23 protein-coding genes and 1 tRNA gene are annotated in these 25,502 nt (G+C 73.5%); 13 read left to right on the forward strand and 11 right to left on the reverse strand.

Annotated elements, in window-relative coordinates:
* Window positions 1-7 precede the first annotated feature (7 nt).
* The 4 genes from SGUI_RS07635 to SGUI_RS17385 all read right to left on the reverse strand — a co-directional run bounded on the left by SGUI_RS07635 (window position 8) and on the right by SGUI_RS17385 (window position 2,460).
* A complete protein-coding gene (locus SGUI_RS07635; RefSeq protein WP_066638347.1) occupies window positions 8-832 on the reverse strand; it encodes an MBL fold metallo-hydrolase in 825 nt (274 codons plus the stop codon).
* 88 nt (window positions 833-920) lie between these two features.
* A complete protein-coding gene (locus SGUI_RS07640; protein WP_066638349.1) occupies window positions 921-1,781 on the reverse strand; it encodes an NUDIX hydrolase in 861 nt (286 codons plus the stop codon).
* Window positions 1,782-1,786: 5 nt separating this feature from the next.
* Window positions 1,787-2,281: a RidA family protein gene (locus SGUI_RS07645; protein WP_066638361.1), complete on the reverse strand. Its 495-nt coding sequence runs from the start codon at window positions 2,279-2,281 to the stop codon at window positions 1,787-1,789.
* Window positions 2,282-2,289: 8 nt separating this feature from the next.
* Entirely contained in the window at window positions 2,290-2,460 is a 171-nt protein-coding gene (locus SGUI_RS17385; protein ID WP_022925427.1) for a DUF4177 domain-containing protein, read from the reverse strand.
* A 115-nt stretch (window positions 2,461-2,575) separates the two neighbouring features.
* Between SGUI_RS17385 and SGUI_RS07650 the strand changes: the two genes are divergently transcribed.
* From SGUI_RS07650 to SGUI_RS07660, 3 genes are read left to right on the forward strand one after another with little or no spacing between them, the layout of a single operon-like run.
* A complete protein-coding gene (locus SGUI_RS07650; RefSeq protein WP_066638363.1) occupies window positions 2,576-5,227 on the forward strand; it encodes a penicillin-binding protein in 2,652 nt (883 codons plus the stop codon).
* Window positions 5,228-5,274: 47 nt separating this feature from the next.
* A complete protein-coding gene (locus tag SGUI_RS07655) occupies window positions 5,275-5,739 on the forward strand; it encodes a GatB/YqeY domain-containing protein (RefSeq protein WP_066638365.1) in 465 nt (154 codons plus the stop codon).
* Window positions 5,740-5,743: 4 nt separating this feature from the next.
* On the forward strand, window positions 5,744-6,694 hold the full coding sequence (locus SGUI_RS07660) for a metallophosphoesterase (protein WP_066638366.1): 951 nt from the start codon (window positions 5,744-5,746) through the stop codon (window positions 6,692-6,694).
* Between the two features lie 13 nt (window positions 6,695-6,707).
* Here the strand turns inward: SGUI_RS07660 and SGUI_RS07665 are convergent, their stop codons facing one another.
* Window positions 6,708-8,150, reverse strand: coding sequence for an AAA family ATPase (locus SGUI_RS07665; protein WP_083190564.1), 1,443 nt, complete (start codon window positions 8,148-8,150; stop codon window positions 6,708-6,710).
* A 112-nt stretch (window positions 8,151-8,262) separates the two neighbouring features.
* Here SGUI_RS07665 and SGUI_RS07670 point away from each other — a divergent pair.
* The 8 genes from SGUI_RS07670 to SGUI_RS07705 all read left to right on the forward strand — a co-directional run bounded on the left by SGUI_RS07670 (window position 8,263) and on the right by SGUI_RS07705 (window position 15,298).
* Window positions 8,263-8,336, forward strand: a tRNA-Pro gene (locus tag SGUI_RS07670).
* Window positions 8,337-8,415: 79 nt separating this feature from the next.
* Window positions 8,416-9,432, forward strand: coding sequence for an alpha/beta hydrolase (locus SGUI_RS07675; protein WP_066638371.1), 1,017 nt, complete (start codon window positions 8,416-8,418; stop codon window positions 9,430-9,432).
* 69 nt (window positions 9,433-9,501) lie between these two features.
* Window positions 9,502-12,486, forward strand: coding sequence for a DUF4040 family protein (locus SGUI_RS07680; protein WP_066638373.1), 2,985 nt, complete (start codon window positions 9,502-9,504; stop codon window positions 12,484-12,486).
* The gene (locus tag SGUI_RS07685; protein WP_066638375.1) at window positions 12,483-12,815 is read left to right on the forward strand and encodes a sodium:proton antiporter; all 333 of its coding nucleotides are present in this window, start codon (window positions 12,483-12,485) and stop codon (window positions 12,813-12,815) included. The genes SGUI_RS07680 and SGUI_RS07685 overlap by 4 nt, the downstream gene beginning before the upstream one ends.
* A gap of 2 nt (window positions 12,816-12,817) precedes the next feature.
* Window positions 12,818-14,329, forward strand: a complete 1,512-nt coding sequence (locus SGUI_RS07690; protein ID WP_066638376.1) for a monovalent cation/H+ antiporter subunit D family protein — start codon at window positions 12,818-12,820, stop codon at window positions 14,327-14,329.
* Entirely contained in the window at window positions 14,329-14,706 is a 378-nt protein-coding gene (locus tag SGUI_RS07695; protein ID WP_066638377.1) for a Na+/H+ antiporter subunit E, read from the forward strand. The genes SGUI_RS07690 and SGUI_RS07695 overlap by 1 nt, the downstream gene beginning before the upstream one ends.
* Window positions 14,703-14,963, forward strand: coding sequence for a monovalent cation/H+ antiporter complex subunit F (locus tag SGUI_RS07700; protein ID WP_066638379.1), 261 nt, complete (start codon window positions 14,703-14,705; stop codon window positions 14,961-14,963). The genes SGUI_RS07695 and SGUI_RS07700 overlap by 4 nt, the downstream gene beginning before the upstream one ends.
* Window positions 14,960-15,298, forward strand: coding sequence for a cation:proton antiporter (locus SGUI_RS07705; RefSeq protein WP_066638381.1), 339 nt, complete (start codon window positions 14,960-14,962; stop codon window positions 15,296-15,298). The genes SGUI_RS07700 and SGUI_RS07705 overlap by 4 nt, the downstream gene beginning before the upstream one ends.
* A 32-nt stretch (window positions 15,299-15,330) precedes the next feature.
* Here SGUI_RS07705 and SGUI_RS07710 read toward each other — a convergent pair whose 3' ends face one another.
* The 6 genes from SGUI_RS07710 to SGUI_RS07735 form a co-directional block, all read right to left on the reverse strand.
* Window positions 15,331-15,894 (reverse strand): DUF5063 domain-containing protein, encoded by a 564-nt coding sequence (locus SGUI_RS07710; protein WP_066638384.1) that lies wholly within the window; start codon window positions 15,892-15,894, stop codon window positions 15,331-15,333.
* A 20-nt stretch (window positions 15,895-15,914) separates the two neighbouring features.
* Window positions 15,915-16,529 (reverse strand): recombination mediator RecR, encoded by a 615-nt coding sequence (gene recR / locus SGUI_RS07715; RefSeq protein WP_066638387.1) that lies wholly within the window; start codon window positions 16,527-16,529, stop codon window positions 15,915-15,917.
* 73 nt (window positions 16,530-16,602) lie between these two features.
* The gene (locus SGUI_RS07720; protein WP_066638389.1) at window positions 16,603-17,277 is read right to left on the reverse strand and encodes a lysophospholipid acyltransferase family protein; all 675 of its coding nucleotides are present in this window, start codon (window positions 17,275-17,277) and stop codon (window positions 16,603-16,605) included.
* Window positions 17,278-17,290: 13 nt separating this feature from the next.
* Entirely contained in the window at window positions 17,291-19,603 is a 2,313-nt protein-coding gene (locus tag SGUI_RS07725; protein WP_066638399.1) for a DNA polymerase III subunit gamma and tau, read from the reverse strand.
* Window positions 19,604-19,614: 11 nt separating this feature from the next.
* A complete protein-coding gene (locus tag SGUI_RS07730) occupies window positions 19,615-21,861 on the reverse strand; it encodes a HelD family protein (RefSeq protein ID WP_066638402.1) in 2,247 nt (748 codons plus the stop codon).
* Between the two features lie 82 nt (window positions 21,862-21,943).
* The gene (locus SGUI_RS07735; RefSeq protein ID WP_066638405.1) at window positions 21,944-22,960 is read right to left on the reverse strand and encodes a helix-turn-helix transcriptional regulator; all 1,017 of its coding nucleotides are present in this window, start codon (window positions 22,958-22,960) and stop codon (window positions 21,944-21,946) included.
* A gap of 284 nt (window positions 22,961-23,244) precedes the next feature.
* Between SGUI_RS07735 and purD the strand changes: the two genes are divergently transcribed.
* The gene (gene purD, locus SGUI_RS07740) at window positions 23,245-24,552 is read left to right on the forward strand and encodes a phosphoribosylamine--glycine ligase (RefSeq protein WP_066638407.1); all 1,308 of its coding nucleotides are present in this window, start codon (window positions 23,245-23,247) and stop codon (window positions 24,550-24,552) included.
* A 1-nt stretch (window position 24,553) separates the two neighbouring features.
* Entirely contained in the window at window positions 24,554-25,501 is a 948-nt protein-coding gene (locus SGUI_RS07745) for a phosphoribosylaminoimidazolesuccinocarboxamide synthase (RefSeq protein ID WP_066638409.1), read from the forward strand.
* Window position 25,502 lies beyond the last annotated feature (1 nt).

Genomic DNA, 25,502 nt, shown 5'->3' on the forward strand with positions numbered 1-25,502 from the left:
GGCGGTCTCAGCCCACCGGCTCGCCGAGGTAGGCCAGCTGCGCCAGGACCGAGAGCCGGGCCGCGGGCCACACCGCGCGGGGCGTGTCGGCATACACCAGCTCAACCACGCGGTCGGCGAGGTCGCGCCCCTCGGTCTCGGCCGAGGACCCCGTCCGCAGCTGCTCCACGGCGTCGCGCACCTGGTCCAGCCGCTGGTGCCGATGGGTCCAGTAGCGCTCGAGGACCCCCTCGGCGTCGGGGACCACCGGGCCGTGCCCGGGCGCGATGCTCGTCACCTCGCCGCTGGCGGTGAGGTCGCGCAGGCGCTGCAGCGACTCCAGGTAGGACGTGAGGTCGCCGTCGGGGTGGGCCACGACCGTCGTCCCCCGTCCCAGCACGGTGTCGCCGGTGAGCAGCACCTGCTCGGCCGGCAGCAGGAAGCAGACCGAGTCCGAGGTGTGCCCCGGGGTGCGCACGGCGAGCAGCTCCAGCCCGCCGACCACGAGGCGCTCGCCGTCCGCGAGGTCGTCGTGACCCCCGCCTGCGCGCCGGACCGGGGCGCCGGTCAGCCCGGCCCAACGGTCCGCGGACTCCGCGTGGTCGGCGTGCCCGTGGGTGAGCAGGGTGAGAGCCACACGCGCCCCGCGAGCGGCCACGTGGTCCAGCACGGCCCGCAGGTGTCCCTCGTCCAGCGGGCCGGGGTCGACGACGACCGCCTCGGTGCTGCCCGGCTCGAGCAGCACCCAGGTGTTGGTGCCCTCCAGGGTCATGGGCGAGGGGTTGGGGCACAGGACGGCGTGGGCGCGAGCGCCCCAGGGCCCACCGGTCCAGGCGTCGTCGGCGGAGGTCATGGCCCCACCCTCTCACCGCGGTGGGCAGGTGTCGCCGGGGCTGCACGTCCCCACCGCGGTCGGTAGGTGTCGCCGGGGCAGCAGGTTGCTACCGCGGTATGCGCATGGCCAGGCTGTCGCCGTGCTCGACGGGGACGGGGAGCACGGGGCGCACCTGCACCGGCTCGCGGACCCAGTCGTCCAGGTCGGGGCCGCTGACGCCGGCCAGCTCCTCCACCATGACCAGCGTCGGCGGGAGCAGCACGTCGCGGCCCGCCTCCCGGTCCTGCAGGATCTGCCCCGGCGAGCGCCAGCCGGCGACCTCGGCCTCGGTGCTGGCGTCGTCGGCCCGCTGCCCCTCGGGCATCCGGGCGGCGAAGAAGGTGGTGTCGTAGCGGCGCGGCTCGCACTCCGGGGTGATCCAGCGGCCGCGCACACCGAGCAGGTCGGTGCGCAGCACGAGGTCGTGCCGGGCGAGCAGCTCGGCGAAGCTCAGGGAACGATCCAGCAGGGCGGCCCGGCCCTCCCGCCACACCGGGTCGCGCAGGTCGGAGACGACCTCGTCCGCGGCCGGCCCCGCCAGCAGCACCCCGCACTCCTCGAAGACCTCGCGGGCGGCGGCGGTCACCAGCTCGCGGGCGCCGTCCGCGTCGGTGCCGAGCCGTCCGGCCCACTCCTGCGCGGACGGTCCGGCCCAGGGGACGTCGCGGTCGGCGTCACGCGTGTCCACTCCCCCGCCGGGGAAGGCCAGCATGCCGGCCGCGAAGGCCATGCTCCCGGCCCGGCGGAGCACGAAGACCTCCAGCTCCGGTCGGTCGCGCAGCAGCATGACGGTGGCCGAGCGGCGCGGCTCCGCGACCGCGCGCCGGTCCTCGGGCGTCGCGAGCCAGGCCCGCGCGGCGTCCGCGACGACCGGTGGCACGGCGAAGTCGCGGTATGCCGGCTCCTGGTCCGCGAGGCCGTGCGCCACCGCGGTCAGTCCCGCACGGCGACGGTGATCTCGACCTCGACCGGCACGTCGAGCGGGAGCACGGCCACCCCGACGGCCGAGCGGGCGTGCACGCCCGCGTCGCCGAAGGCGTGGCCCAGCAGCTCGGAGGCTCCGTTGACGACGCCCGGCTGCCCGGTGAAGCCCGGGTCGCTCGCGACGAAGCCGACGACCTTGACCACCCGGACCACCCGGTCCAGGTCGCCGACCACCGACTTCACCGCGGCGATCGCGTTCAGGGCGCATACCCCGGCCAGCCGGGTCGCGTCCTGCGGGGACACGAGGCCGGGACCCTCGCCCACCTTGCCGGTCAGCTCGAGCTCGCCGTCGACGAAGGGGACCTGGCCGGAGCTGAAGACGAGGTCGCCGTGCCGGACGGCGGGGACGTAGGCGGCGACCGGCGCCGCGACCTCGGGCACGCGGTGGCCCAGCTCCGCCAGGCGGGTCTCCACGGCGCCGGTGACCGGCTCGGGCGGGGTCATCGGCGTCCTCAGGCGTTCTTGGGGCGCTTGAGGTAGGCCACGAGGTTGCTGCCGTCGCCGGGCCCGGGCACGACCTGCACGAGCTCCCAGCCGTCCTCGCCCCACTGGTCGAGGATCTGCTTGGTCGCGTGGATCATGAGCGGAACGGTGGCGTACTCCCACTGGTGCGCAGTCGTCATGGGCCCGACCATACCGGGGGCCGGCGCCACGGCACGGCCGCGGGCGCGCTGACAGGACCTCTCAGAAAACTCCCGTAACGTATCTGGTATGCGCTCTGCTCTCACTGTCGCACGGGTGACCTCCCTGCTCGGGGTCTTCCTCGCCGTCTCGATCCTCATGGGGATCATCGGTGCCGGCCTGCTCGCGCCCGTCGTCGGGGCCAGCGGCCTGGCGGCACGGGAGAGCGTCGGCATGTTCGAGGAGCTCCCCGGCGACCTGGAGCAGAACCCGCTCGCCCAGCAGTCGCGCATCCTCGCCGCCGACGGGACGATCCTCGCGACCCCCGCCGAGCGCAACCGGATCATCGTCGACAGCGACGAGATCAGCCAGAACATGAAGGACGCGCAGGTCGCGATCGAGGACGCGCGCTTCTTCCAGCACGGGGGCGCCGACGTCGAGGCCCTCGCCCGCGCCGTGGTGCAGAACACCACCACCGACACCACCCAGGGCGGGTCGACGCTGACGCAGCAGTACATCAAGCTGGCGCTGACCGAGCAGGCGCTGAAGGAGGGCGACACCGAGGCCGCGGCGAACGCCCAGGCCCGTTCCGGCATGGAGGGCTACGTCCGCAAGCTGCGCGAGCTCAAGTACGCCATCACCCTCGAGGAGCGGCTGACCAAGGACGAGATCCTCGTCGGCTACCTCAACCTCGCCTTCTACGGCGACAACGTCTACGGCGTCCAGGCGGCCGCCCGCCACTACTTCAGCGTCGACGCCGCGGACCTCACCGTCTCGCAGTCCGCGCTGCTCGCCGGCATCGTCCGGGCCCCCAGCACGACCAACCCGGTGGCCGACCCCGAGCTCGCGCAGTCCCGGCGCGACCTCGTCCTCGGCAACATGCTCGACCAGGACATGATCACCCAGGAGGAGCACGACGACGCGGTGGCGCAGAACGTCGGTGACATGCTGGAGATCCGCGACAGCCAGCGCTCCTGCCTGCGCTCCCGCAACCCCTACTTCTGCGACTACGTCGAGGCCTGGCTGCTGGAGCAGCCCGCGCTCGGCAAGACCCGCGACGAGCGGCTGGAGAACCTCACGACCAACGGCCTGACCGTCGAGACCACGCTGGACCTCGACCTCTCGGCCGACATGAAGGACATCCTCCAGGACGCCACCCCGCAGGGCAACGACTACAACCTCGGCTCCGCGGCCACGGTCGTCCAGCCCGGCACCGGCAAGATCCTGGCCTTCAACCAGTCGAGCACCTACTCCTTCGAGGACAGCCCGGACAAGGTCCAGGAGACCTCGGTCAACTGGAACGTCGACAACGCCTACGGCGGACCCGGGGGTATGGCGATCGGCTCGGTCGCGAAGGCATACACCCTGGTCGAGGCGATGAAGAAGGGCGTGCCGGTCGAGGCCACCCTCAACGTGCGGGCCCCGGAGGACAGCACGTACGGCAACGTCTGGCTCGAGGACCCGGAGAACCGGCCCAGCTCCTACCCGCCCGCCGACGAGGTCTTCCCGGCCGGCATCTTCTTCCGCGACGACTTCGAGGACGGCTGCACCATCGGCGAGGACCACTGGGCGGTCCGCAACGCCAACGACGAGAACCACCAGCGCACCATCGAGCTGCGCAAGGCCGCGGCGCTGTCGGTCAACACCGCCTTCGCGACGCTGGCCTCGCAGGTCGGCACCTGCGACATCGCCGACACCATGACCGAGATGGGCCTGCACGCGGCCAACGGGCAGGCCTACGGCCTGGACCCGGGCAACGCCGAGACCACGCTCGCCCCCTCGCTGGTCCTGGGCGCCGACACGGCCAGCCCGCTGACGGTCGCCGCGTCCTACGCGACCTTCGCCTCCGGCGGGGTCTACTGCCCGCCGGTGCCGGTGACCAAGGTGACCGACGCCAACGGCGAGGAGCTGCCGCTGGAGCTGGACGAGTGCGAGCGGGTCATCGACGAGGACGTCGCGCTCGGCGCCATCGAGCTGCTCGAGGGCGTCCTCACCATCGAGGGCTCGGGCTACCAGGCCATCCTCGACGACGACCGCCCCGCCGGCGGCAAGACCGGCACCAACAACGACTCGACCGCCACATGGTTCGCCGGGTTCACCCCGCAGCTGTCCACGGCCGTCTTCATCGGCAACATCCCCGGTGGAGAGGGCTACGACGGCGACCTGCAGGACATCACCATCGGCGGGCGCTACATCGAGGGCCCGCTCTTCGGCTCCTCGCTCGCAGGGCCGACCTGGAAGCGGATCATGGACCGTGCCTCCGAGGGGATGGACGTCGAGCGCTGGGAGGAGCCGCCGAGCGACATCCTCAACGGCGAGCGCGCCACCGTCCCCCGGGTCGTCGGCATGGAGGTCGGCGAGGCCCAGGAGCGGCTCGAGGACGTCGGCCTCACCGGCAGCGTGGAGCGCGTCGCCTCGAGCCAGCCCGAGGGCACCGTGCTCTACACGACGCCGGGCGTCGGCTCCTCGGTCCAGACCTCCAGCCCGGTGACGCTGCACGTGTCCAGCGGTGTCGCCCCGGCGGCCAGCGTGGCACCGGCGCAGCCGCGCCAGCAGCCGAGGCAGCAGCAGCCCCGCCAGCCGCGCCAGCCCCAGCCCGAGCCGAGCCCGGAGCCGGAGCCCGAGCCCACCGAGGCGGCGGCGGCCGAGCCCGAGCCGGAGCCTGAGCCGGAACCCGAGCCCGAGCCGACGCAGGACCCGGAGCCCGAGCCCGCCCCCGTGCCGGAGCCGTCGGACCCCCCGGGCACGGATCCCCGGGGCGAGGACTGAGCCGCACGAGCGACGACCCGGGGCCGGCCGGGTGAGACACTGACCGCATGAGCGACGCGACCGGTCTCAAGGCCACCCTCCAGCACGACCTCACGTCCGCGATGCGGGCCAAGGACAAGGTCCGCGCGGGCACCCTGCGGATGGCGCTGACCGCCGTGACGACCGAGGAGGTCTCCGGCAAGGAGGCGCGCGAGCTCACCGACGACGAGGTGCTCAAGGTCATCACCAAGGAGGCGAAGAAGCGGCGCGAGGCCGCCGAGGCCTACTCGGGGGCGAACCGGCCCGAGCTGGCCGCCCAGGAGGAGGCCGAGCTGGAGGTGCTCGAGGCATACCTCCCGGCGCAGCTGTCCGATGACGAGCTCGCCGAGATGGCCCAGCAGGCCGTCACCGAGACGGGGGCGAGCGGGATGCGCGAAATGGGCCAGGTCATGAAGGTGCTCCAGCCGCGGATCGCGGGGCGGGCCGAGGGCGGGCGCGTGGCCGCCGCCGTGAAGCAGGCTCTGGGCGCCTGACCCGATGACGTCGGTATGGCGCCCGCTCGCCGGGGCCACGGCAGCCGCGGTCGGCCTCGGCGCCGGTGCTGCCGCCTACGCGACCTGGGTGGAGCCGCGGTGGTTCGTGCTGCGCCGGGGGGACGTGCCCTGCCTGCCGGCCGGCGCCTCTGCTTTGCGGGTGCTGCACCTGTCCGACCTGCACCTCGTGCCCGACCAGAGGCGCAAGCGTGACTGGGTGCACGCCCTGGAGGACCTCGAGCCCGACCTGGTGGTCCACACCGGTGACCACCTCGCCGCGATGGACGCGGTGCCGGCCGCCCTCGACACCTACGGCGGGCTGCTCGACCGGCCGGGCGCCTTCGTCCTCGGGTCCAACGACTACTACCCGCCGACGCGGAAGAACCCGCTGCGCTACTTCAACGACAGCCACCGCAAGGGGGCCGAGCTGACACCGGAGGTGCTCCCCACCCAGGACCTCGTCGACGGTCTCACCGGGCGCGGCTGGGAGGACCTCACGCACCGGCGGGTGCGCCTGGACGTCGCGGGGCTCGACCTCGAGCTCGTCGGCACCGACGACGCGCACCTCGAGCGGGACGACTACGCCAGCGTCTCCGCGCCGGCCGCCGCGGACGCCGACCTGACGATCGGTGTCACCCACGCGCCCTACCGGCGGGTGCTGGACCCCATGGCCGCCGACGGGGCGCGGCTGCTCATCGCCGGGCACACCCACGGCGGGCAGCTGCGGGTGCCCGGTCACGGCGCGCTCGTCACCAACTGCGACCTGGACACCTCCCGGGCGCGAGGCCTGTCGCGCTGGTGGCCGGGCGCCGGCGCGAGGCCGTCGTCGCAGGCACCGACCGACGCCGCGTGGCTGCACGTCTCGGCCGGGCTGGGCGGCAACCCCTACACACCCTTCCGCTTCTGCTGCCGCCCGGAGGCGACGCTGCTCACGCTGACGCCGGCCTCACCCTGAGGCCGGGCACGGCTCAGCCGTAGGGATCGCCGCAGCCGCCTCCCTGCTCCCACCCGGTCACCCCGGGCACGTCCTCGGGGTCGTCCCCCGGCCTGGCGTTGCCGAGCAGCACCCGGGTGAGCTCTTCGTGCCCGGCGAGCAGGCCGTCGAGGGCGCTGCGCAGGTGCTCGTCCCCGGGCTCCTCACCGGCCATCGCGGCGGCCAGCACGGCGCGGCGCACGAGCTCCTTGACGAAGGAGGCGGTCATCCCCTCGGTGCGGCGGGCCGCCTCGGCGAGCGCCTCGTCCCCGAGGTCCAGCCCGCCCTGGTAGAGCTCGAGCAGCCGGCGGCGCCCGGCCTCGTCCGGCAGCGGGATCTCGACCGCCAGGTCCACCCGCCCCGGCCGCTGCACCAGCGCCCGCTCCAGCGCCTGGGCGCGGTTGGTGGTGAGCAGGAAGGTCACGTCGGCGTCGGCGTCGAGCCCGTCCATCGCGTCGAGCACCTCGAAGAGCAGCGGCCGGCCGCTGGGGCCCATGCCCCGGTCCTCGGCGACGAGGTCGCAGTCCTCCAGCACGACCACCGCCGGCTGCAGCGCACGGGCGAGCGAGGCCGCCAGCGAGATGTAGCCCAGGGACTCCCCCGCGAGCACGACGACCGTGTGACCGGGGTTGCGGGAGATGAGGTGGCGGACGGTGTGCGTCTTGCCCGTGCCCGGCGGGCCGTGCAGCAGCAGGCCCCGCTTGAGGTGCTGGCCGTGCCGCCGCAACGTGTCGGCGTGCTCGGCGATGCCGCTGACGTGCCCGGCGATCCGCGCCAGCGACCCCGGCGGCAGGATCACCTCGTCCTCGCCCACCTCCGGGCGCGGCAGGAAGGTGACCCCCTGCGCCTCCGGGCCGTAGCCGGAGGACTCGAAGGCGATGACCTGCCCGCGCAGCACGCTGCGCTCCAGCGCCACCTCGCGCAGCTCGTCCAGCAGCGCGGCCCGGGTGTCCTCGTCGGCGCAGATCACCTCCAGGGAGCCCGTGTCCCGGCCGTACTGCCGGTTGCTCCTGCGCTGCATGACGACCACGGGGTGGCCGGCATACCGGAAGAGGCGCAGCCCGAGGCCGATCGCCCGCCGGTGCTCGGTCGGACCCACCGCCACGGAGGCGTAGTCGACCTGGCCCACGACACCCTGGCCGTGCCCGCCGCCGACGAGATCGCCCAGCGAGACGTGGTGCCGCATGTCACCGCCGCCCACGCCGAGCTCGGCCGACTCCGGGTCGCGCCCGGCGACCTCCGCCAGCGCGACGTCCCAGTCGGCATACCGGTGGTTCATCACCTCCTCGGTGACCACGGCGATCTCGGCCACCGGCGCGCCGAGGTATGCCGTCAGCCGGTCGGCGAGCGGCTCACCGCTCGCCGCCCCCATGGCGCGGTGCGACAGCTCCACCGCCTGGGTGAAGGTGCGCAGGAACTCCCTGACGTCGTCGTCCATGGCCCCACCCTAGGATCGGCCACCGACGACCCCCACGGATTTAGCCACGGCCCTGGCCGTGGGCTATCCTTGCGGACGCTGCGTGCGGCCTTTCGGGCCCGCGCACGAGCCACGGGGTGTGGCGCAGCTTGGTAGCGCGCTTCGTTCGGGACGAAGAGGTCGCAGGTTCAAATCCTGTCACCCCGACCCATCGCATACCGGCCCTGACCAGCACAGACACGGTCAGGGCCGGTCCTGCTCCCGCCCACCGATCTAGAGTTCGGCCATGGCGACGTGGCGGCCGGACGTGCTGGGGGCACCCTTCGAGCAGCTCACCCTCGCCCTCGGCGTGGACGGGCTGCACGGGCCGCTCGTGGCCACCCTGGTGCGCCGGCTCCCCGAGCCGGCCCCGGATCCGCTGCTGCCGGACGTGGACGTCCTCTACGTCCACGGCTGGAGCGACTACTTCTTCCAGACCGAGCTCGCGGACTTCTGGACCGGGCTCGGTGCCCGCTTCTTCGCCCTGGACCTGCGCCGCTACGGCCGCAGCCTGCGGCCCGAGCAGGCCCCGGGTTTCGTGGAGTCCCTGGACGACTACGACGCTGACATCGCCGCCGCGCTCGACACCATCGCCGCGGACGCGCCCGGCCCCCGCCGGATCGTCCTGCTCGGCCACTCCACCGGCGGCCTGACGCTCACCCTCTGGGCGGCGCGCCACCCGGGACGGTGCGCGGCCGTCGTCCTCAACTCCCCGTGGCTCGAGCTGCAGGTCGGGCGCGTGGGTCGGCGTGCGGTGGCGCCCCTCCTCGGGCTGCGCGCCCGCAACGACCCGCGCCAGACCGGGCTGAGCCTGGACCTGGGGCACTACACGCAGGCGCAGCGCGTCATCGGGTCCCTGCCGCCCGCCCACCTCCCGGCAGAGTGGCGACCGGAGCGCGGCTTCGCGCCCCGCCTCGCCTGGGGCAGCGCCATCCTCGACGGCCACCAGCGCATCGCCCGGGGTCAGGTCGACCTCGACTGCCCGGTGCTCGTCCTGCTGTCCACGCGGTCCACCTCGCCGTTCACCTGGAGCGCGGCCACGACGGCCGCCGACTCGGTCCTCACCGTGGAGGAGATCGCCTACGCCGCGACCCGGGTCGGGCACTACGTCACGCTGGCCCGGGTCGCCCACGCCGTGCACGACGTCTTCCTCTCCCTGCCGACGCCGAGGGCGCAGGCCTATGCCGTGCTGCGGCGCTGGACGCTCGCCCACCTGGGGCACTCCCCGACGGAGGAATGTCGCCTCACCCCTACGGGTTGCTAATCTGGCCCGCATGTCCCGCCCGGCTCACCGCTGCGACCGCAGCAGCGGCGCGTCCAGGGCGGGCCGCCGATGAGTCTGCTCTGGACGCTGATCATCTCCGCGGTGACCGTCCTCGCGACCTTCCCGCTCACCAGACTGCTCGGTCGGCACGCCGGCTGGCCGATCGCGGCGCTCTACCTCGCCGCGGCGGGGGCATACTGGCCCGCCGCCCGTGAGGTCATGCACCACGGCACCGTCGAGTGGTCGATGCCCTGGGTGCCCACGCTCGGCCTCGAGCTGTCGCTGCGCGCCGACGGCCTGGGCACCGTCTTCACCTTCATCGCCCTGGTCATCGGGGCGGTCGTGCTCGCCTACTCCACGGCCTACCTCCAGCCCGGGCGCAACCTCACCTTCTACTTCTACATGGCGATGTTCACCGTCTCCATGGTCGGGCTGGTGCTGGCGGACGACCTCATCCTGCTCTTCCTGTGCTGGGAGCTCACCTCGCTCGCCAGCTTCTTCCTCATCGCCCGCTCCGGGTATGCCGGTGAGGCCGCCTCGATGCGCACCCTGCTCATCACCTTCCTCGGCGGGCTCGGGCTGCTCGCGGCGGTCACGGCGATCATCGTCCGCACCGGCACGACCACGCTGTCCGAGGCGCTGGCGCACGAGGTGTGGGACACCAGCCCCGGCTTCACCGCGACCGTGGCGCTGCTCGTCATCCTCGCGGCCTTCACCAAGTCGGCGCAGTTCCCCTTCCACGTCTGGCTGCCGGACGCCATGGCCGCCGCGACCCCGGTCAGCGCCTACCTGCACGCCGCCGCGGTCGTCAAGGCCGGCATCTTCCTGCTCATGCGCTTCTCCCCGGCCTTCCACGACGTGCCGGTGTGGAACGTCCTGCTCATCACGACCGGCCTGGTCACCTGCGGGATCGGCGGCTGGTTCGCGCTGCAGAAGACCGACCTCAAGAAGCTCATGGCCTACTCCACGGTCAGCCAGCTGGGGCTCATCGTCGCGACGATCGGCGTCGGCACGGAGTATGCCCTCGCCGCCGCGATCCTGCACGTCATCGCGCACGCGCTCTTCAAGTCCGGGCTGTTCATGATGGTCGGCGTCGTCGACCACGCCACCGGGACCCGCGACGTGCGCCGCATGCCGGTGCTCTCCTCCGCGATGCCGCTCGCGTTCTGGGTGACCGTACTCGGGTGCGCCTCCATGGCCGGGGTGCCGCCGATGCTCGGCTTCGTCTCCAAGGAGAGCATCCTCACCGCCATGCGCGAGGCGCCCGGCGGGACGGTCGCCGCCTGGGCCGCCTTCCTCGGCGTCGCCCTCACCGCGGTCCTCACCTTCGCCTACTGCGCCAAGATCGTCTTCAACGGCTTCTACGACGGTCGCGGCCAGGCCAAGTGGCCCGAGGACCGGCCGCTGCACACCACGCCGTGGGCGCTGGGCACCTTCGCCGCCATCCCCATCGTCGTCGGGCTGCCGCTGGCCTTCGTCGTGGGCGCCCTCGACACCCCGGTCGGCCGGGCCACCGCCGCGATGCTGCCCGTCGACGCCGAGGAGCCGCACCCGCACCTGGCGCTCTGGCACGGTCTCAACCTCGAGCTGTTCACCTCGCTGGCCATCATCGCCGTGGGTGTCTTCATCATCCTGCGGCGACGCTTCTTCTTCCCGGCGCGCGAGCACGACACCTTCTCCTTCGACGGCGCGGACGTCATCAGGGTCATCAACGACACCGCGGCGGAGTTCGGGAAGTCCCTGTCCATGCTCGTCCGGGCGGACAACCCGACGCGGCACGTGGCGGTGCAGTTCGTCGCGCTCGCCGCGCTGGTGCTGGGCGGGGTCGCCGTCCTGGTCTCCGGGGACCACCTGCTGCCCATCCAGGACGGCCTGGTCAGCCCGGTCGACATCGTCGTCATGGTCATCATCGCGATCGCCGTCGGTGTCCTGTGCCGCGCGAACTCGCGCCTGGCCGCCGTGGTCGCGCTGTCCACGGTCGGCGCCGCCGTCACGGTGCAGATCTTCGCGCTCGGCGCGCCCGACGTCGGCATGACCCAGCTGCTCGTCGAGGCCCTCACCGTCCTCATGATCATGCTCGTGCTGCAGCGCCTGCCGCAGACCTTCGGCCGCGGGCCGCGCTGGGGCCACAAGGCGGCCCTGCTGCTCGCCGTCGTCGGCGGCCTCTCGGCGGGCCTGGCCACCTGGGCCCTGACCGGCCGGCGCGACCGCAGCGACATCGCCCTCTACTACCTCGAGGAGGGCCCGGTCGAGACCGGCGGCGACAACGTCGTCAACACCATCCTCGTGGAGTTCCGCGCCCTGGACACCTTCGGCGAGCTCACCGTCCTCGGCATGGCCGCGGTCGCCATGGTCGCCATCATCTCGACGGTCCGCGACAAGTACCTCGACCCGCCGCCGGAGGCCGACCGCAACTACGTGCCGCCGCCCGAGGTGCCGCTGCGCGAGCGCGGCTCGACGGCATACCGCGCCGTCACCGAGGCCTGGGGCAACGCGGTGCCGATGCAGCTGCTCGTGCGCGTCACCGCCCCGCTGCTCGCGATCATCTCGGCGATCCTCTTCATCCGCGGGCACAACTCCCCTGGCGGTGGCTTCATCGCGGCCCTGGTCGGGTCCTCGATCGTCGCGCTCATCTACCTCGCCACCTCGCGCGACCGCATGGTGGGCCCGCCGCGGCTCCCGCTGCGTCTCGTCGCGATCGGCGTGCTCATCGCCGTGGCGACCGGCGTGCTCGGCCTCGTCGGCCACGTGTCCTTCCTCGAGCCGCTGCACACCTACATCGGCAGCTACAAGCTCATCTCGCCGATGGCCTTCGACCTCGGCGTCTACCTCGCCGTCCTGGGCCTGGTCATGGAGGCCTTCAACCTGCTCGGCGCCACCGGCGGCGAGGGCACCCGCGAGCGCGCCGACGAGGCGATCGAGGGCGAGATCGGCGGCCCGATGGACACCTCCCGCGGCGAGCGGTATGCCGAGACCCGCCTCGGGATCCCCGGGCGCGGCTCCACCTACCTGCAGCAGGACCTGCCACCACGCAAGGGAGGTGACCGCGAGTGATCCTGCCCATCACCATCGGCGTCCTCACCGCGGGCGCGATCTACCTCATGCTCCAGCGCGGCATGGTCCGGATCATCTTCGGCCTGTCCCTGCTGGCGCACGCCGCCAACCTGCTCATCCTGTCCGCCGGCGTGACCGCGTGGCGTGGTGAGCCGCTGCCCAGCCGCACCGGGGTCGAGACGGCCGGTGACCCGCTGCCGCAGGCCTTCGTCCTGACCGCGATCGTCATCGCGCTCGCCGTCACCGTGCTCATGCTGGCCATGGCGGTCATCGGGCACAACGACGACACCAAGCGCATGCCCGAGACCGGGGAGACCCACCGCCGATGATCATGACCGCAGCCCTCCTCCCGCTGCTGGCCGCGATCCCCATCGCGGCGGCCGCGGCCACCGTGCTCTGGCGCAACCCGGTGTGGCAGCGCATCTGGCTGCTGGGCATACCCGTGCTCACCGGGGCGGCCGGGCTGGACCTGCTGATCCAGCACCGGGAGACCCCCGTGCTCGCGGAGAACGTCGGGGCCTTCGTCCCGGGTGTCGCGATCCCGTTCGTCTCGGACACGTTCAGCGCGCTCATGATCCTGGTGACCTCGTTCACCGTGCTCATGTGCCTCATCTTCATGACCTTCACGGGGGAGAGCAGCTACCGGCTGATGCCCCCGCTGGTGCTCATGCTGCTGGGCGGCGTCAACGGCGCCTTCCTCACCGGGGACCTGTTCAACCTCTTCGTCTTCGTCGAGGTCATGCTGCTGCCGAGCTACGCGCTCATCGCCGTGACCGGCACCTGGCGGCGGCTCGGGGTGGGCCGCACCTTCGTCGTGGTCAACCTGCTGACGAGCACGATCCTGCTCATCGGCGTGGGCCTGGTCTACGCGACCGCGGAGACGGTCAACCTGGCGCTGCTCGTCGGCGCGGGCAGCGACCCCCGCACGATGCTCAGCTCGGGGGTCGTGCTGCTGGCGCTCTCGATCAAGGCCGCGGTCGTCCCGATGCACACCTGGCTGCCGCGCAGCTATCCCGCCACCTCCGCGGCGGTCATGGGCCTGTTCTCGGCGCTGCACACCAAGGTCGCGCTCTACGCGCTCTACCGCATCACCTCGACGCTCTACGAGGGCCAGCCGCCGTGGGTCATGGTGCTGGCGGTGCTCGTCGGGCTGTCCATCGTCGTGGGCTCCTACAGCACCTTCGGCGAGCGGGTCATGCGCCGCGCGCTCTCCTGGCAGATGGTCGCGGGAGTCGGCCACATCCTGCTCGGGCTGCTGCTCTTCACCCAGTTCTCGCTGGGCGCCGGCATCTTCTACATGATCCACCACATCATCACCATGGGGGCGCTGATCCTCGGCGCCGGCGCGATCGAGCAGACCTACGGCTCCGGGCGCTACGAGCGGCTCTCCGGCATCATCCGGCGCGACCGGATGCTCACGATCGGGTATGCCCTCGCGCTCATGTCGCTCATCGGCCTGCCCCCCAGCTCGGGCTTCTTCGGCAAGGTCGGGCTGGTCCAGGCCTCGGCCCAGGCCGGGGGTGCCTGGCAGGTGGTCTACATCACCCTCATCTGCGTCGGCGCGCTGGGCTCGCTGGTCGCGATGCAGCGGCTGTGGGTCGGCGTCTTCTGGGGCCCGGACATGGAGGACTACCGCCCCGACTCGCCGGAGACCGGGCGCGGACCCAAGACCCTGCTCACCGACGACGTGCGCGTGACCCCCCGGCTCATGGCCCCGATGGCGGTGCTCGTCGTGACCCAGCTGACGATGTTCGTGCTGGCCGGGCCGATCATGGAGATCACCACCCGGGCCGCCACCGGGCTGGTGGACCTCGCTCCCTACGTCGAGGCGGTGACCGGCTGATGCTCAACCCCCTGCGCGCCGCCGTCTACGGCGGCTGGCTGGCCGGCGAGGTGATCCGGGGCGCGCTCCGGATCGGGGCCGACGTCGTCACCCCGGGCCTGCGCATGTCCCCGGCCATCGTCGAGCTCCCGCTGCACTGCGAGACGGACCTGGAGATCAGCACCATGGCCTCCTCCATCACCATCACGCCGGGCACGATCACCGTGGGCATCGCCCCGCGGACCGGCCACGCCCCGCCGACCCTCTACGTCCACGCGATCTACGGCCACGACCGCGACGAGGTGATCGCCGAGCTGCGCGTCATGGAGCGGCACCTGCTCGTGATGACCCGGGGCCGCAGCGGCAGCGACCGGGCGATGGAGGTGGAGCCGTCGTGAGCGTCATCGTGTGGACCGCCGTCGCGATCCTGCTGCTCGCGGCTGTCTTCGGGCTGGTCCGGGTCATGACCGCACGGGACGACGCCTCGGTCGCGGCCGTCAGCGACCTCATCTACTTCTGCGCGGTCGGGATCTTCCTCATGATCGGGATGGCGGCCGAGTCGATCGTCCTGCTCGACGTCGCGTCCCTGGCGGCGCTGGTGGGCATCCTCGCGACCGTCTCCCTGGCCCGCATCCTCACGAGGGGGCGCCGATGAGCATCGTCCTGAGCATCCTCATCGGGGTGCTGTGCATCGGCGGCGCCCTCTTCGTGCTCATCAGCGCCTGGGCCATGCTCCGCGCCCGGGACGGGCTGTCCCGGATCAACGTCATGTCCGGCGCGACCGGCATGGGTATGCCGTGGATGGTCACCGGCGTCTACATCCACCACGTCTGGGTGCACGGCTTCAGCGTGGTCGACCTCATCAAGCTGTTCGTGGCGATCGCCGGCTTCATCATCCTCAGCTCGGTGGCCTCGAACTCGCTGGGCCGCGCGACCTACCGTTCCGGTGCCCCCCTGGACCCGGCGACGGACCCCAACGACCTGGCCTGACGGCATACCCGCCGGACGGCCGGGTCGACGTCCTACGTGGCGCGGTGCAGGGCCTCGAGCTCGGCCTCCATGACCTGCTCGTCGTCGGCGTCGAGCCGCACGTGCGCCAGCAGCGTGTGCAGCACGCGCAGCGCCGAGGCCGCGCGCTCGCCCCACGAGGACAGGTAGCTGAACTGCCACCACCACATCGCCTCGGTGGGCCGCCCGGCGAAGTAGTGCTCCCGGCCGTGGGCGAGGTCCGCCGCGACGGCGACGAGGTCGTCGGCGAGGGAGCCGCGGGTGACCTCGCCGGAGAGCACCGGGTCCTCGAGGTCGCAGTAGTCGTCCAGCCCGCCGAGCATCCCGTGCAGGGCCTCCCGGATGCGCTCCAGATCGGCGTCCGGCCCGGCGTCGGGCTCGAAGCGCTCCCGCGGGACGACGTCCATCAGGGCGCCGAGCCGCGCACCGGCGGAGCAGAGCTGGCCGACGCTCAGCAGCAGCAGCGGCAGCGCCGTGCCCGCCTCGTCGCCGGACGCGACCGTCTCCAGGCTGGTGAAGTAGGCCTCCACCTCGTCGTGCATCTCCCGCGCCGGCTGGGCCCAGTCCTCGTCGACCATGGCCCCACCCTAGAGGCAGGTCAGCCGGTGGTGCCGGTGGAGATCATCCGGCGGCCCTCGAAGGCACGGCCGAGGGTGACCTCGTCGGCATACTCCAGGTCCCCGCCGACCGGCAGCCCGGACGCCAGGCGGCTCACCCGCACCCCGTCGTAGGGCTTGAGCAGCCGGGCGAGGTAGGTGGCGGTGGCCTCCCCCTCCAGGTTGGGGTCGGTGGCGATGATGACCTCGGCCACCTCGCCGTCGGCCAGGCGCGCGACCAGCTCGCGCACGCGCAGGTCCTCCGGGCCCACGCCGCCGATGGGGTTGATGGCCCCGCCGAGGACGTGGTAGCGCCCGCGGAACTCGCGGGTGCGCTCGATCGCGGCGACGTCCTGGCTCTGCTCGACCACGCAGATCATGGTCGGGTCGCGGCGCTCGTCGAGGCAGATGCGGCACCGCTCCGCCTCGGCGACGTTGCCGCACACCTCGCAGAAGCGCACCTTCTCCCGGATCTGCAGCAGCGCCTCGGCCAGCCGGGTGATGTCCTCCGGGTCGGTCGCGAGCAGGTGGAAGGCGATCCGCTGGGCGCCCTTCGGGCCGACACCGGGGAGCCGCCCGAGCTCGTCGATCAGGTCCTGGACCACGCCTTCATACACAGCACCGCACTGTATGCCGTGCCGCCGACAGTCGCGCCCCCGGGCGCGCCCGGGCGTCGGCAGCCGGAGCGGCTCAGGCGGGGGCGTCGCCGGAGCGCTGGGCGTACTCGCCGGCGCGCTCCTGGCCGGACATCGCCGCGATGCGCTCCATCACCTCGTCGGTGAGCTCGCGGCGCGCGCGGCCCTGCGGCACGTCGTCGAAGCGCCCGGCGACCTCGATGGCCGGGCCGAACTCCACGCGGACCTGCGCCCGCCGCGGCAGCCGGGAACCGACCGGCTGGATGTCCTGCGTCCCCTGCAGCGCCACCGGCACGATTGGGCACCCCGCCTCCAGGGCAAGCCAGGCGACCCCGGTCTTGCCGCGGTAGAGCCGGCCGTCACGCGAGCGCGTGCCCTCGGGGTAGATGCCGAAGGCACCTCCCTCGCGCAGGTGCGCCAGCGCCAGGTCCAGCGACTGCTGCGCCGCCCGGGTGTCGTCACGGTCGACGGGGATGGAGCCGACGCCGGTGAACCACTCGCGGCTGATCCAGCCCCGCACCCCCGTCCCCGTGAAGTACTCCGACTTGGCCAGGAAGGCGACCTGTCGGGGCGCGGTCAGCGGGATGACCACGCTGTCGATGAAGGAGCGGTGGTTGCTGGCGAGGATCACCGGGCCCTGCATCGGGACGTTGTCCCGGCCGACCACCTCGGGTCGCCAGATCGCGGTGGCCAGCGGCGTCACCACGGGGTGCAGCAGCTCGTAGATCATGGCCGGGCCGTCCTCACGCCACAGGGTCGTCGTTGATGGCGATGACAGTACCCCCCAGCACGCTCTCGACCACGGGTTGACCCACCGCCCCGGAGGTCGCGAGGTCCTCGTCGTCGTCGCTCGGGGCGTCCCCGCCGGGAGAGCGCGCCGGAGCGGGCGCGGGCTCGTCGGCGGCGGACGGCGTCGGAGGAGTGGCCTCCGGTCCCGCACCGTCGGGCCTGGACGGGTCCGGACTCGTGCTCGTGGAAGCCTCCGGCTGCCCGGTCGCCCAGGCGGGCGCACCCTGACCGCCGGAGGTCTGCTGGGACCACTCGGGCTGGTCCGCGGCCTGCGGACGGGCCGCTCCCGCCCCCAGCTGCTCGGCCAGGCCGGCGTCCCCGGGCCTCGTCCCACCCCCGGGCTCCTCGGCGGAGCGCGTCCCGCGTCCGCGCACGCGCACCTCTCCCTGGCCCGCGTCCGTCGCACCGGCTGCCCCGGCCGCGGCGGACGACCGGTCGCCCCGGGTGCGGATCCGTCCCCGCATCGGGGTGTCCGGCAGGCCCGTGGCAGCACCCCTCGGCTCCTGCGGTGTCCCCGCCGGTTGCTGCGGCGGCCTCCCCGCCTCCTGGTCCGACGTTCCCGCCGAGCGCTGCGGCGGCGGCCCCGAAGACCCGGGCTCCTCATGCTCCGGCTCCGGACCCGGGTCGGGCTCCTCGGGCGGCGGTTCGTCCCCGGGGGCGGGCCCGGTCGAGGGGGGGCCACCCGGCGCGGATCCCGTCCCACCAGCGGGCCCGGCGGCCCCCTCACCACCGCGCGCGGTCGCCTCGATCCGGATGTCGAGCGCGAGCGCGTCGATCACCCCCTGGCGCAGCGCCTCCTCGTGCGAGGTGCCCATGAAGTGCCGGATCCAGCGCTCGTCGGGCATACCGATGAGCAGCCGCGACCCGTCGAAGTCGACGACCTGCATCGACTCCAGCGCCCCGGCCGTGCGGCGGCTGATCTGCCGGACCGCGGCGATGATCTCGGGCCACTGCCGTCGCACCGCCGCGGTGTCGAGGTGGCCGGGCTGCTGGGTGTCCGCCGGCTCCGGGATCTCCACCCGGTCCGGCTCGACCCGGGTCGCGGCCGTCTGGTCGCGGCGCGCGGCGGCAGGCGCCGCTCGCCGCCCCGACCCCTCCGCCGGGTCGCCGGCCCCGAGCCGACGCTCGATCCGCTCCAGCCGGGTGCCGTAGCCGTCCTCGCCCTCCGCGCCGGGCAGCAGCAGCCGGGCCGCCAGCAGCTCGAGCATGAGGCGGGAGGAGACCGCGCCGGTCATCTCCGACAGCCCCCGGCTCACGAGGTCACCCGCGCGCGACAGAGCGGCGGTGCCGTAGGCCTGGGCCTGGCGCCGCATCCGCTCCACCTGGTCCTCGGGCAGCCCCGGCAGCAGGCCGCCGGAGCGCTCCCCCACCGCGGCCAGCACGATGAGGTCGCGGTAGCGCTCGAGCAGGTCCTCGACGAAACGGCGCGGGTCGTGCCCCGACTCCATGACCCGGTCGATCTGCCCGAAGACGGTCGCTGCGTCCCCCGCGGCCACCGCCTCCACCACCGCGTCCAGCAGCTCGACGTCGGTGAACCCGAGCAGCGCGGCGGTGCGCTCGTAGGTGAGACCGCCCTCGCCGGCCCCCGAGATGAGCTGGTCCAGCACCGACAGCGAGTCGCGCACCGAGCCGCCGCCCGCCCGGGTCACGAAGGACAGCACCCCCGGCTCGAGCTCGACGCCCTCGGCCTCGCACAGCTGCTCGAGGTATGCCGTGAGCCGCTGCGGCGGGACGAGGTGGAAGGGGTAGTGGTGGGTCCGGGAGCGGATGGTCGCCAGGACCTTCTCCGGCTCGGTCGTCGCGAAGATGAACTTCACGTGCGGCGGCGGCTCCTCGACGATCTTGAGCAGGGAGTTGAAGCCCTCCCGGCTGACCATGTGGGCCTCGTCGATGATGTAGATCTTGTAACGCGCCGTGGCCGGCCCGAAGGCCGCCCGCTCGCGCAGCTCGCGGGTGTCGTCGACCCGGCCGTGGCTGGCCGCGTCGATCTCGATGACGTCGACCGAGCCGGCGCCGTCCCGGGCCAGCGCCACGCACGACTCGCACTGCCCGCACGGCTCCGGGGTGGGGCCCTGCTCGCAGTTGAGGCAACGGGCGAGGATGCGGGCGCTCGTCGTCTTGCCGCAGCCCCGCGGGCCGGAGAAGAGGTAGGCGTGGTTGACCCGCTCCGCCCGCAGGGCCTGCATCAGCGGCTCGGTGACGTGCTCCTGCCCGATGACGTCGGTGAAGGTCTCGGGCCGGTAGCGGCGGTACAGCGCGGTGCTCACGACACCTGACCCTAACGGCCCCCACCGACGCCGGGTGCGGACTCGTCCACAGGGCGCAGGATGGCGCTGCGGTGCGCGGCCCGGGTGAGCACGACGTAAAGCGCCCGCACCCCGCCCGGCGACTCGGCCACGATGCCGTCGGGGTCCACCACGACGGTGGCGTCGTACTCCAGCCCCTTGGTCGAGAGCGGGTCGATGAGCACGACCTGATCCCCCGTCACCACGGGCCGTAGCCGCTCGTGCCAGGACCACGGCGCGATGACGGCGACCTGCCCGGCCACCTCGCCGCACAGGTCGGCCACGGTCTCGGCGACGGACTCCGGGAGCGTGGCGGACGACACCGAGAGCTCGAGCGGGTCGTGCCCGGTCTCGCGCACCGCCTCCGGGATGTCCGCCTCGGGGACGTGCTCGGTGATGACCCGCGCGGCCAGCTCGAAGATCTCGCGCGCGTTGCGGTAGTTGGTGTCCATGTGGAAGGCCTGACGCGGCGCGGTCCCGAAGGCCTCCTCCCGCGCCTGCCCCGCCTCGCGCAGGTCGTCCCAGGAGGCCTGGGCGAGGTCACCGACGACCGTCCACGAGGCCCAGCGGCCCCGCCGGCCGAGCATCCGCCACTGCATCGGGGAGAGGTCCTGCGCCTCGTCCACGAGGACGTGGGCATACTCCTCCGCCTCGCCGGTGCGCCCGGCCAGCAGCCGCTCGCGAGGGTCGGTCGACACCCGCGAGCGCGCGCTCCCGCCGGACGCGGCCGCGACCGTCTCGCCGTCGGCCCCGACGCGCAGCGCGGACACGCCGTACTGCGAGGCGTCGTCCAGCTCCTCGATCTCGAAGAACCCGCGGTCCTCGCTCGGCAGGTCGACGGGCGGGCCGAGACGCGCCGCCAGGTCGTCGACGAGCGCGACGTCGGCGACCGTCCAGGTGCCGAGCTCCAGCGCCTGCCGGTACGAGGCGGCGAGGTCGGCAGCCGCCTCCGGCGGCAGCCCCCCGAGCCGCCGCACCAGCTCCTCGTCGGCCAGCCAGAGCAGCATCTCGCGCGGGTCGACGGGTGCCCACCACTGCCGCATGAAGGCCTCGACGTCGCCGGAGTCGGTGAACCGGTCGACGAAGTCCTCCCGCTCGCCCTGCTCGACCTGCTCCCACGCCAGGTGCGCCAGCGCCTCGACGGCGGCGTCGTAGCCGGCGTTGCGGTGGTGGTGGCGCAGCACCTGGGCGCGGGCGCGGTCCAGCGCGGCGAGGTCGAGCCGGATCGCGTGCCCGCCGACGAAGGTGCGCAGCTGTGTGGGCGATCCGGGGATCGGCTCGCGCACCAGCCGGGACAGCACCCTGCGGATCCGGAGGCTGCCCTTGGTGGCGGCGACCGCCGGCGGGTCCAGCCGGGTCGCGGTGATGCCCGCCAGGACGTCACCGAGGGAGCGCAGGACCACCGAGTCCTCGCCCAGCGAGGGCAGCACCCGCTCGATGTATGCCGTGTAGGCCGCGGACGGTCCGACGACGAGGACCCCGCCGCCCTCGAACCGGCGCCGGTCGGAGTAGAGCAGGTAGGCGGCGCGGTGCAGCGCCACGACGGTCTTGCCGGTGCCCGGCCCCCCGGTGATCTCGGTGACCCCCCGGGCGGAGGCGCGGATCGCCTCGTCCTGGTGCTGCTGGATCGTCGCCACGATGTCGCGCATCTGCGCCCCGCGGCTGCGGGTGAGCGCCGCCATGAGCGCACCGTCGCCGACGACCACGACGTCCTCCGGCGGGTCGGTGACCATGAGGTCGTCCTCCACCCCCACGACCTGCTCGCCCCGGCAGCGCAGTACCCGGCGGCGCAGCACGCCCTGGGGGTCCACCGGGGTGGCGCGGTAGAACGGCGCGGCCGCGGGGGCACGCCAGTCGACGACGAGCGGCTCGTAGTCGTCGTCGCGCACCCCGAGGCGGCCGACGTAGCGCACCTCCCGGGTGGAGCCGTGCTCGTCGGCGACGTCGTGCTCGAGGTCCAGGCGGCCGAAGACGAGCCCCTCGTGCTGGTGCTCCAGGGAGGCCCGGCGCTTGCTGGCCGAGTAGACCAGCGCGTCCCGCTCGAACAGGCCCGCCAGCTCCTCCTCCCGTGGGTCCCCCGTCCCCCGACGATCCGTCTGTCCCCGCGACATCCCCTCGGCGTGCACGAGCTCCACCCGCGCCGCCGCCTTGCCCAGCTCGTCGTAGACACGGTCCACGTGCGCCTGCTCCGCGGCGATCTGCGCCGCGACCTCGCGGTCGGTCGACACCACGTCGGTCATCCGCCCACCTCATATCCGGTGCGTAGGCCCCGGGGCGGTCACGTCCGCCCCCGCAAAGAGAGAAGTCTATCCCGCCCTTGCCTCAGACCCAGCCACGCCGTACGGCCTGGGCGCCCGCGTGGAACCGGGTGGCGGACCCGAGGTGCTCCATCATGTAGCGCACCCGGCGCTCCACGGTACGTACCGAGATCCCGTGCCGGCGGGCGATGACCTGGTCCGAGGCCCCGCTGGCCAGCAGGACGAGGATCGCGTGGTCCCGCTCGTCCAGCGGCGCCGAGGAGCCGCCGGCCTCCTTGCGCTCCGCGGCCTCCCGCATCGGCTTCACCGGAGCCGCCAGCATCCAGGTGCGCTCGACGAGGTTGGCGACGGCGGCGACCGGGGCGGCCACCCGCGTCTCGAACGAGCCGATCCCGTCCGGCTCGAACCGGCTGATGTCGATGAGCGCCATGTCGTCGTCGCACACCACGGCGCTCACCGGCACGCCGTTGCCGGTGCGGACCGCCGCGCCCTCACGCAGCGCCGCCTCCATCACCGCGCCCGCGCTCGGCAGCTCCAGCAGGGAGGTGTCGAGGATGAGCCGGCGTTCCACCCCCTCGCGCACCGACAGCAGGTCCGGGTCCTCGGCGGCCAGCTCCAGCAGCCGGCGGCTGGCGACCGACCCGTCCAGGGCCCACCACAGCCGGTCCGTCGTCGCGAGGTGCATGGCGGTGATGCGGCCGACGACGTCGTCGATGCCGGCGAGCAGGTCCATACCGGGCAGCCGCTCGGGCGCGCTGTCGACGGCCGACCGACGCCAGGCACGCTCCAGCTCCCCCGCCGTGGCGCGCGCCAGCCGCAGCCGGTGCTCGGTCACCTCGGCGTGCCGCGCCACCGCCTCCCGGGGCGGCATGACGACCCAGGTGTCCGCCTCCTCGCCGGCCCGCAGGAAGCCGCGCGCCTCCAGCTCCATCGTGGCGTCGTCGATCTCGGCATCGGTGAGACCCTCGTCGCGGAAGAGCTCGCGCGTGGGGGCGCCGAACCGGACGGCCCTGCGGAACACTGCGGACACGAACTCCTCGTAGGCCGAGCCGTGCAGCCGGGCGGGCGGGGTCGGGTTCATCGGACCATGATGGCGGATCTCCGCCAATGGCAGGGCGCCGACACCCTGAGCGTGACATCGCCCCACCGATGTGTCACTGTGGTGGGTGTCGGCTTCGGTCGACAGCAGGGAAGTGCGAGTCGCGCGGGCAGCCCCCCATCAGCCCACGCAGACCCTGCCCTGCAGGTGGTCCCCTGGGAGATATCCCCCCTGCCTCCCAGGGGACCACACCTGTCTCCGGCGACGGTATGCTCCGCCCTCCCCGTGACCCGAGCGGGGCCCCGTGGCCGATAGGCTGCTGGCCCGTGGTGGTCCTCGTCCTCGGATCCGGTGCGCGCGAGCACGCGCTGGTCCGCTCCCTGAACCTCGATCCCGCGGTCGACCGGGTCCTCGCGATGCCGGGCAACCCGGGCATCGCGACCCTCGCCGACTGCCTCCCCGGCGACCCGGGTGACGCCGCGGCGGTGGTGGACGCCGCCCGGGAGCACCGCGTCGACCTCGTCGTCGTGGGGCCGGAGGCGCCGCTGGTCGCCGGGGTCGCCGACGCCGTCCGGGAGGCGGGCATACCGTGCTTCGGCCCGTCCGCGCAGGCGGCCGCGCTGGAGGGGAGCAAGGCCTTCGCCAAGGAGGTCATGGCCGCGGCCGGGGTCCCCACCGCGGCGGCGCACGTGTGCACGAGCACCGACGACGTCGAGCGCGCGCTCGACGCGACCGGCCCGCCCTACGTCGTCAAGGAGGACGGCCTCGCCGCCGGCAAGGGCGTCGTCGTCACCAGCGACCGTGCCCGCGCGGCCGAGCACGCCGCGGCCTGCCTGGCGCGCGAGGGTGCCGGCGTCGTCGTCGAGGACTTCCTCGACGGCCCCGAGGTCTCGCTCTTCTGCCTCAGCGACGGGCAGGACGTGGTCGCCCTCGAGCCGGCCCAGGACTTCAAGCGGGTCGGTGCCGGCGACACCGGCCCCAACACCGGGGGGATGGGGGCATACTCCCCGCTCACCTGGGCGCCCGACGACCTCGTGGCGCAGATCGTCAGCACCGTCGCCCGGCCCACCGTCGCCGAGATGGCCCGACGGGGCACCCCCTTCGTCGGGCTGCTCTACGTCGGCCTCGCGCTCACCGCGCGGGGACCGCAGGTCGTGGAGTTCAACGCCCGCTTCGGCGACCCGGAGACCCAGGTGGTTCTCGCCCGGCTGCGGACACCGCTCGGCGCCGTGCTGCGGGCGGCGGCGACCGGGTCGCTGAGCCAGCTGCCCGCCCTGGAGTGGTCGCCGCGCTCGAGCGTCAACGTCGTCGTCGCGGCCGAGCACTACCCCGCGAGCCCGGCCACCGGTGACCCGGTCACCGGGATCGAGCAGGCCGAGCAGGTGGAAGGTGTCCACGTCCTGCACGCGGGGACGAGCCTCGAGGACGGCTCCGAGGACGGGAGCGCGGCATCGCTCGTCTCCTCCGGCGGCCGGGTGCTCAGTGTCGTCGCCCTGGCCGACGACCTGGCGCAGGCGCGGGCGCGGGCCTACGAGGCCGTCTCCCGGATCTCGCTGCGCGGCAGCCACACCCGACCCGACATCGGGCTCACGGCGGAGCGCGGCAACGTCTCCGCCCCCGGTCAGGAGGACTGACATGACGCTCGAGGGCCACCAGCTGCTCTACTCCGGCAAGGTGCGCGAGCTCTACGCCCCGCTGCACGCCGACGGCTCCGTGGACACCTCCCGGCTGCTGCTGGTCGCCTCGGACCGGGTCAGCGCCTACGACCACATCCTCGACACCCCGATCCCGGACAAGGGCGCGGTGCTCACCCAGCTCTCCCTGTGGTGGTTCGACCAGCTCGCCGACCTCGCCCCGCACCACGTGGAGTCGACCGACGTGCCCGAGCAGGTCGCCGGGCGCGCCGTCTACGTGCGGCGGCTGACGATGCTTCCGGTCGAGTGCGTCGCCCGGGCCTACCTCACCGGTGGTGGGCTCGCGGAGTATGCCGCGACCGGCACCGTCTCGGGCGTCCCGCTGCCCTCCGGCCTGGTCGACGGGTCGCGCCTGCCGGAGCCGGTCTTCACCCCGAGCACCAAGGCGCCGGTCGGGCAGCACGACGAGCCGATCAGCGTGGACGAGGTGGCCCGGCTGGTCGGGCCGGGCCTGGCCGACCGGCTGCGCGGACTCACCGTGGAGATCCTCGCGCGGGGCAACGACATCGCCGCCGGGCGCGGCATCCTCATCGCCGACACCAAGGTGGAGTTCGGCGTCGACCCTGCCGCGGTGCCGCTCGGCGGCGACGGGGAGCCGCAGTGGTCCCGGGTCGACCCGGACGCCGTCGAGATCGTGCTCGCCGACGAGGTGCTCACGCCGGACTCCTCCCGCTTCTGGCGGGCCGAGGACTGGACGCCGGGCCGGCCGCAGACGTCCTACGACAAGCAGGTGCTGCGCGACTGGCTGACCTCTCCCGCCAGCGGCTGGGACCGGGCCGGCGACGCCCCTCCCCCCGCCCTGCCCGAGGCGGTCCTCGAGCTCACCCGCGCCCGCTACGTCGAGGCCTACGAGGCCCTCACCGGGCACACCTTCACCCCCACCCGCTGAC

The organism is Serinicoccus hydrothermalis, assembly GCF_001685415.1.
GTDB classification, from domain to species: Bacteria; Actinomycetota; Actinomycetes; order Actinomycetales; family Dermatophilaceae; genus Ornithinicoccus; species Ornithinicoccus hydrothermalis.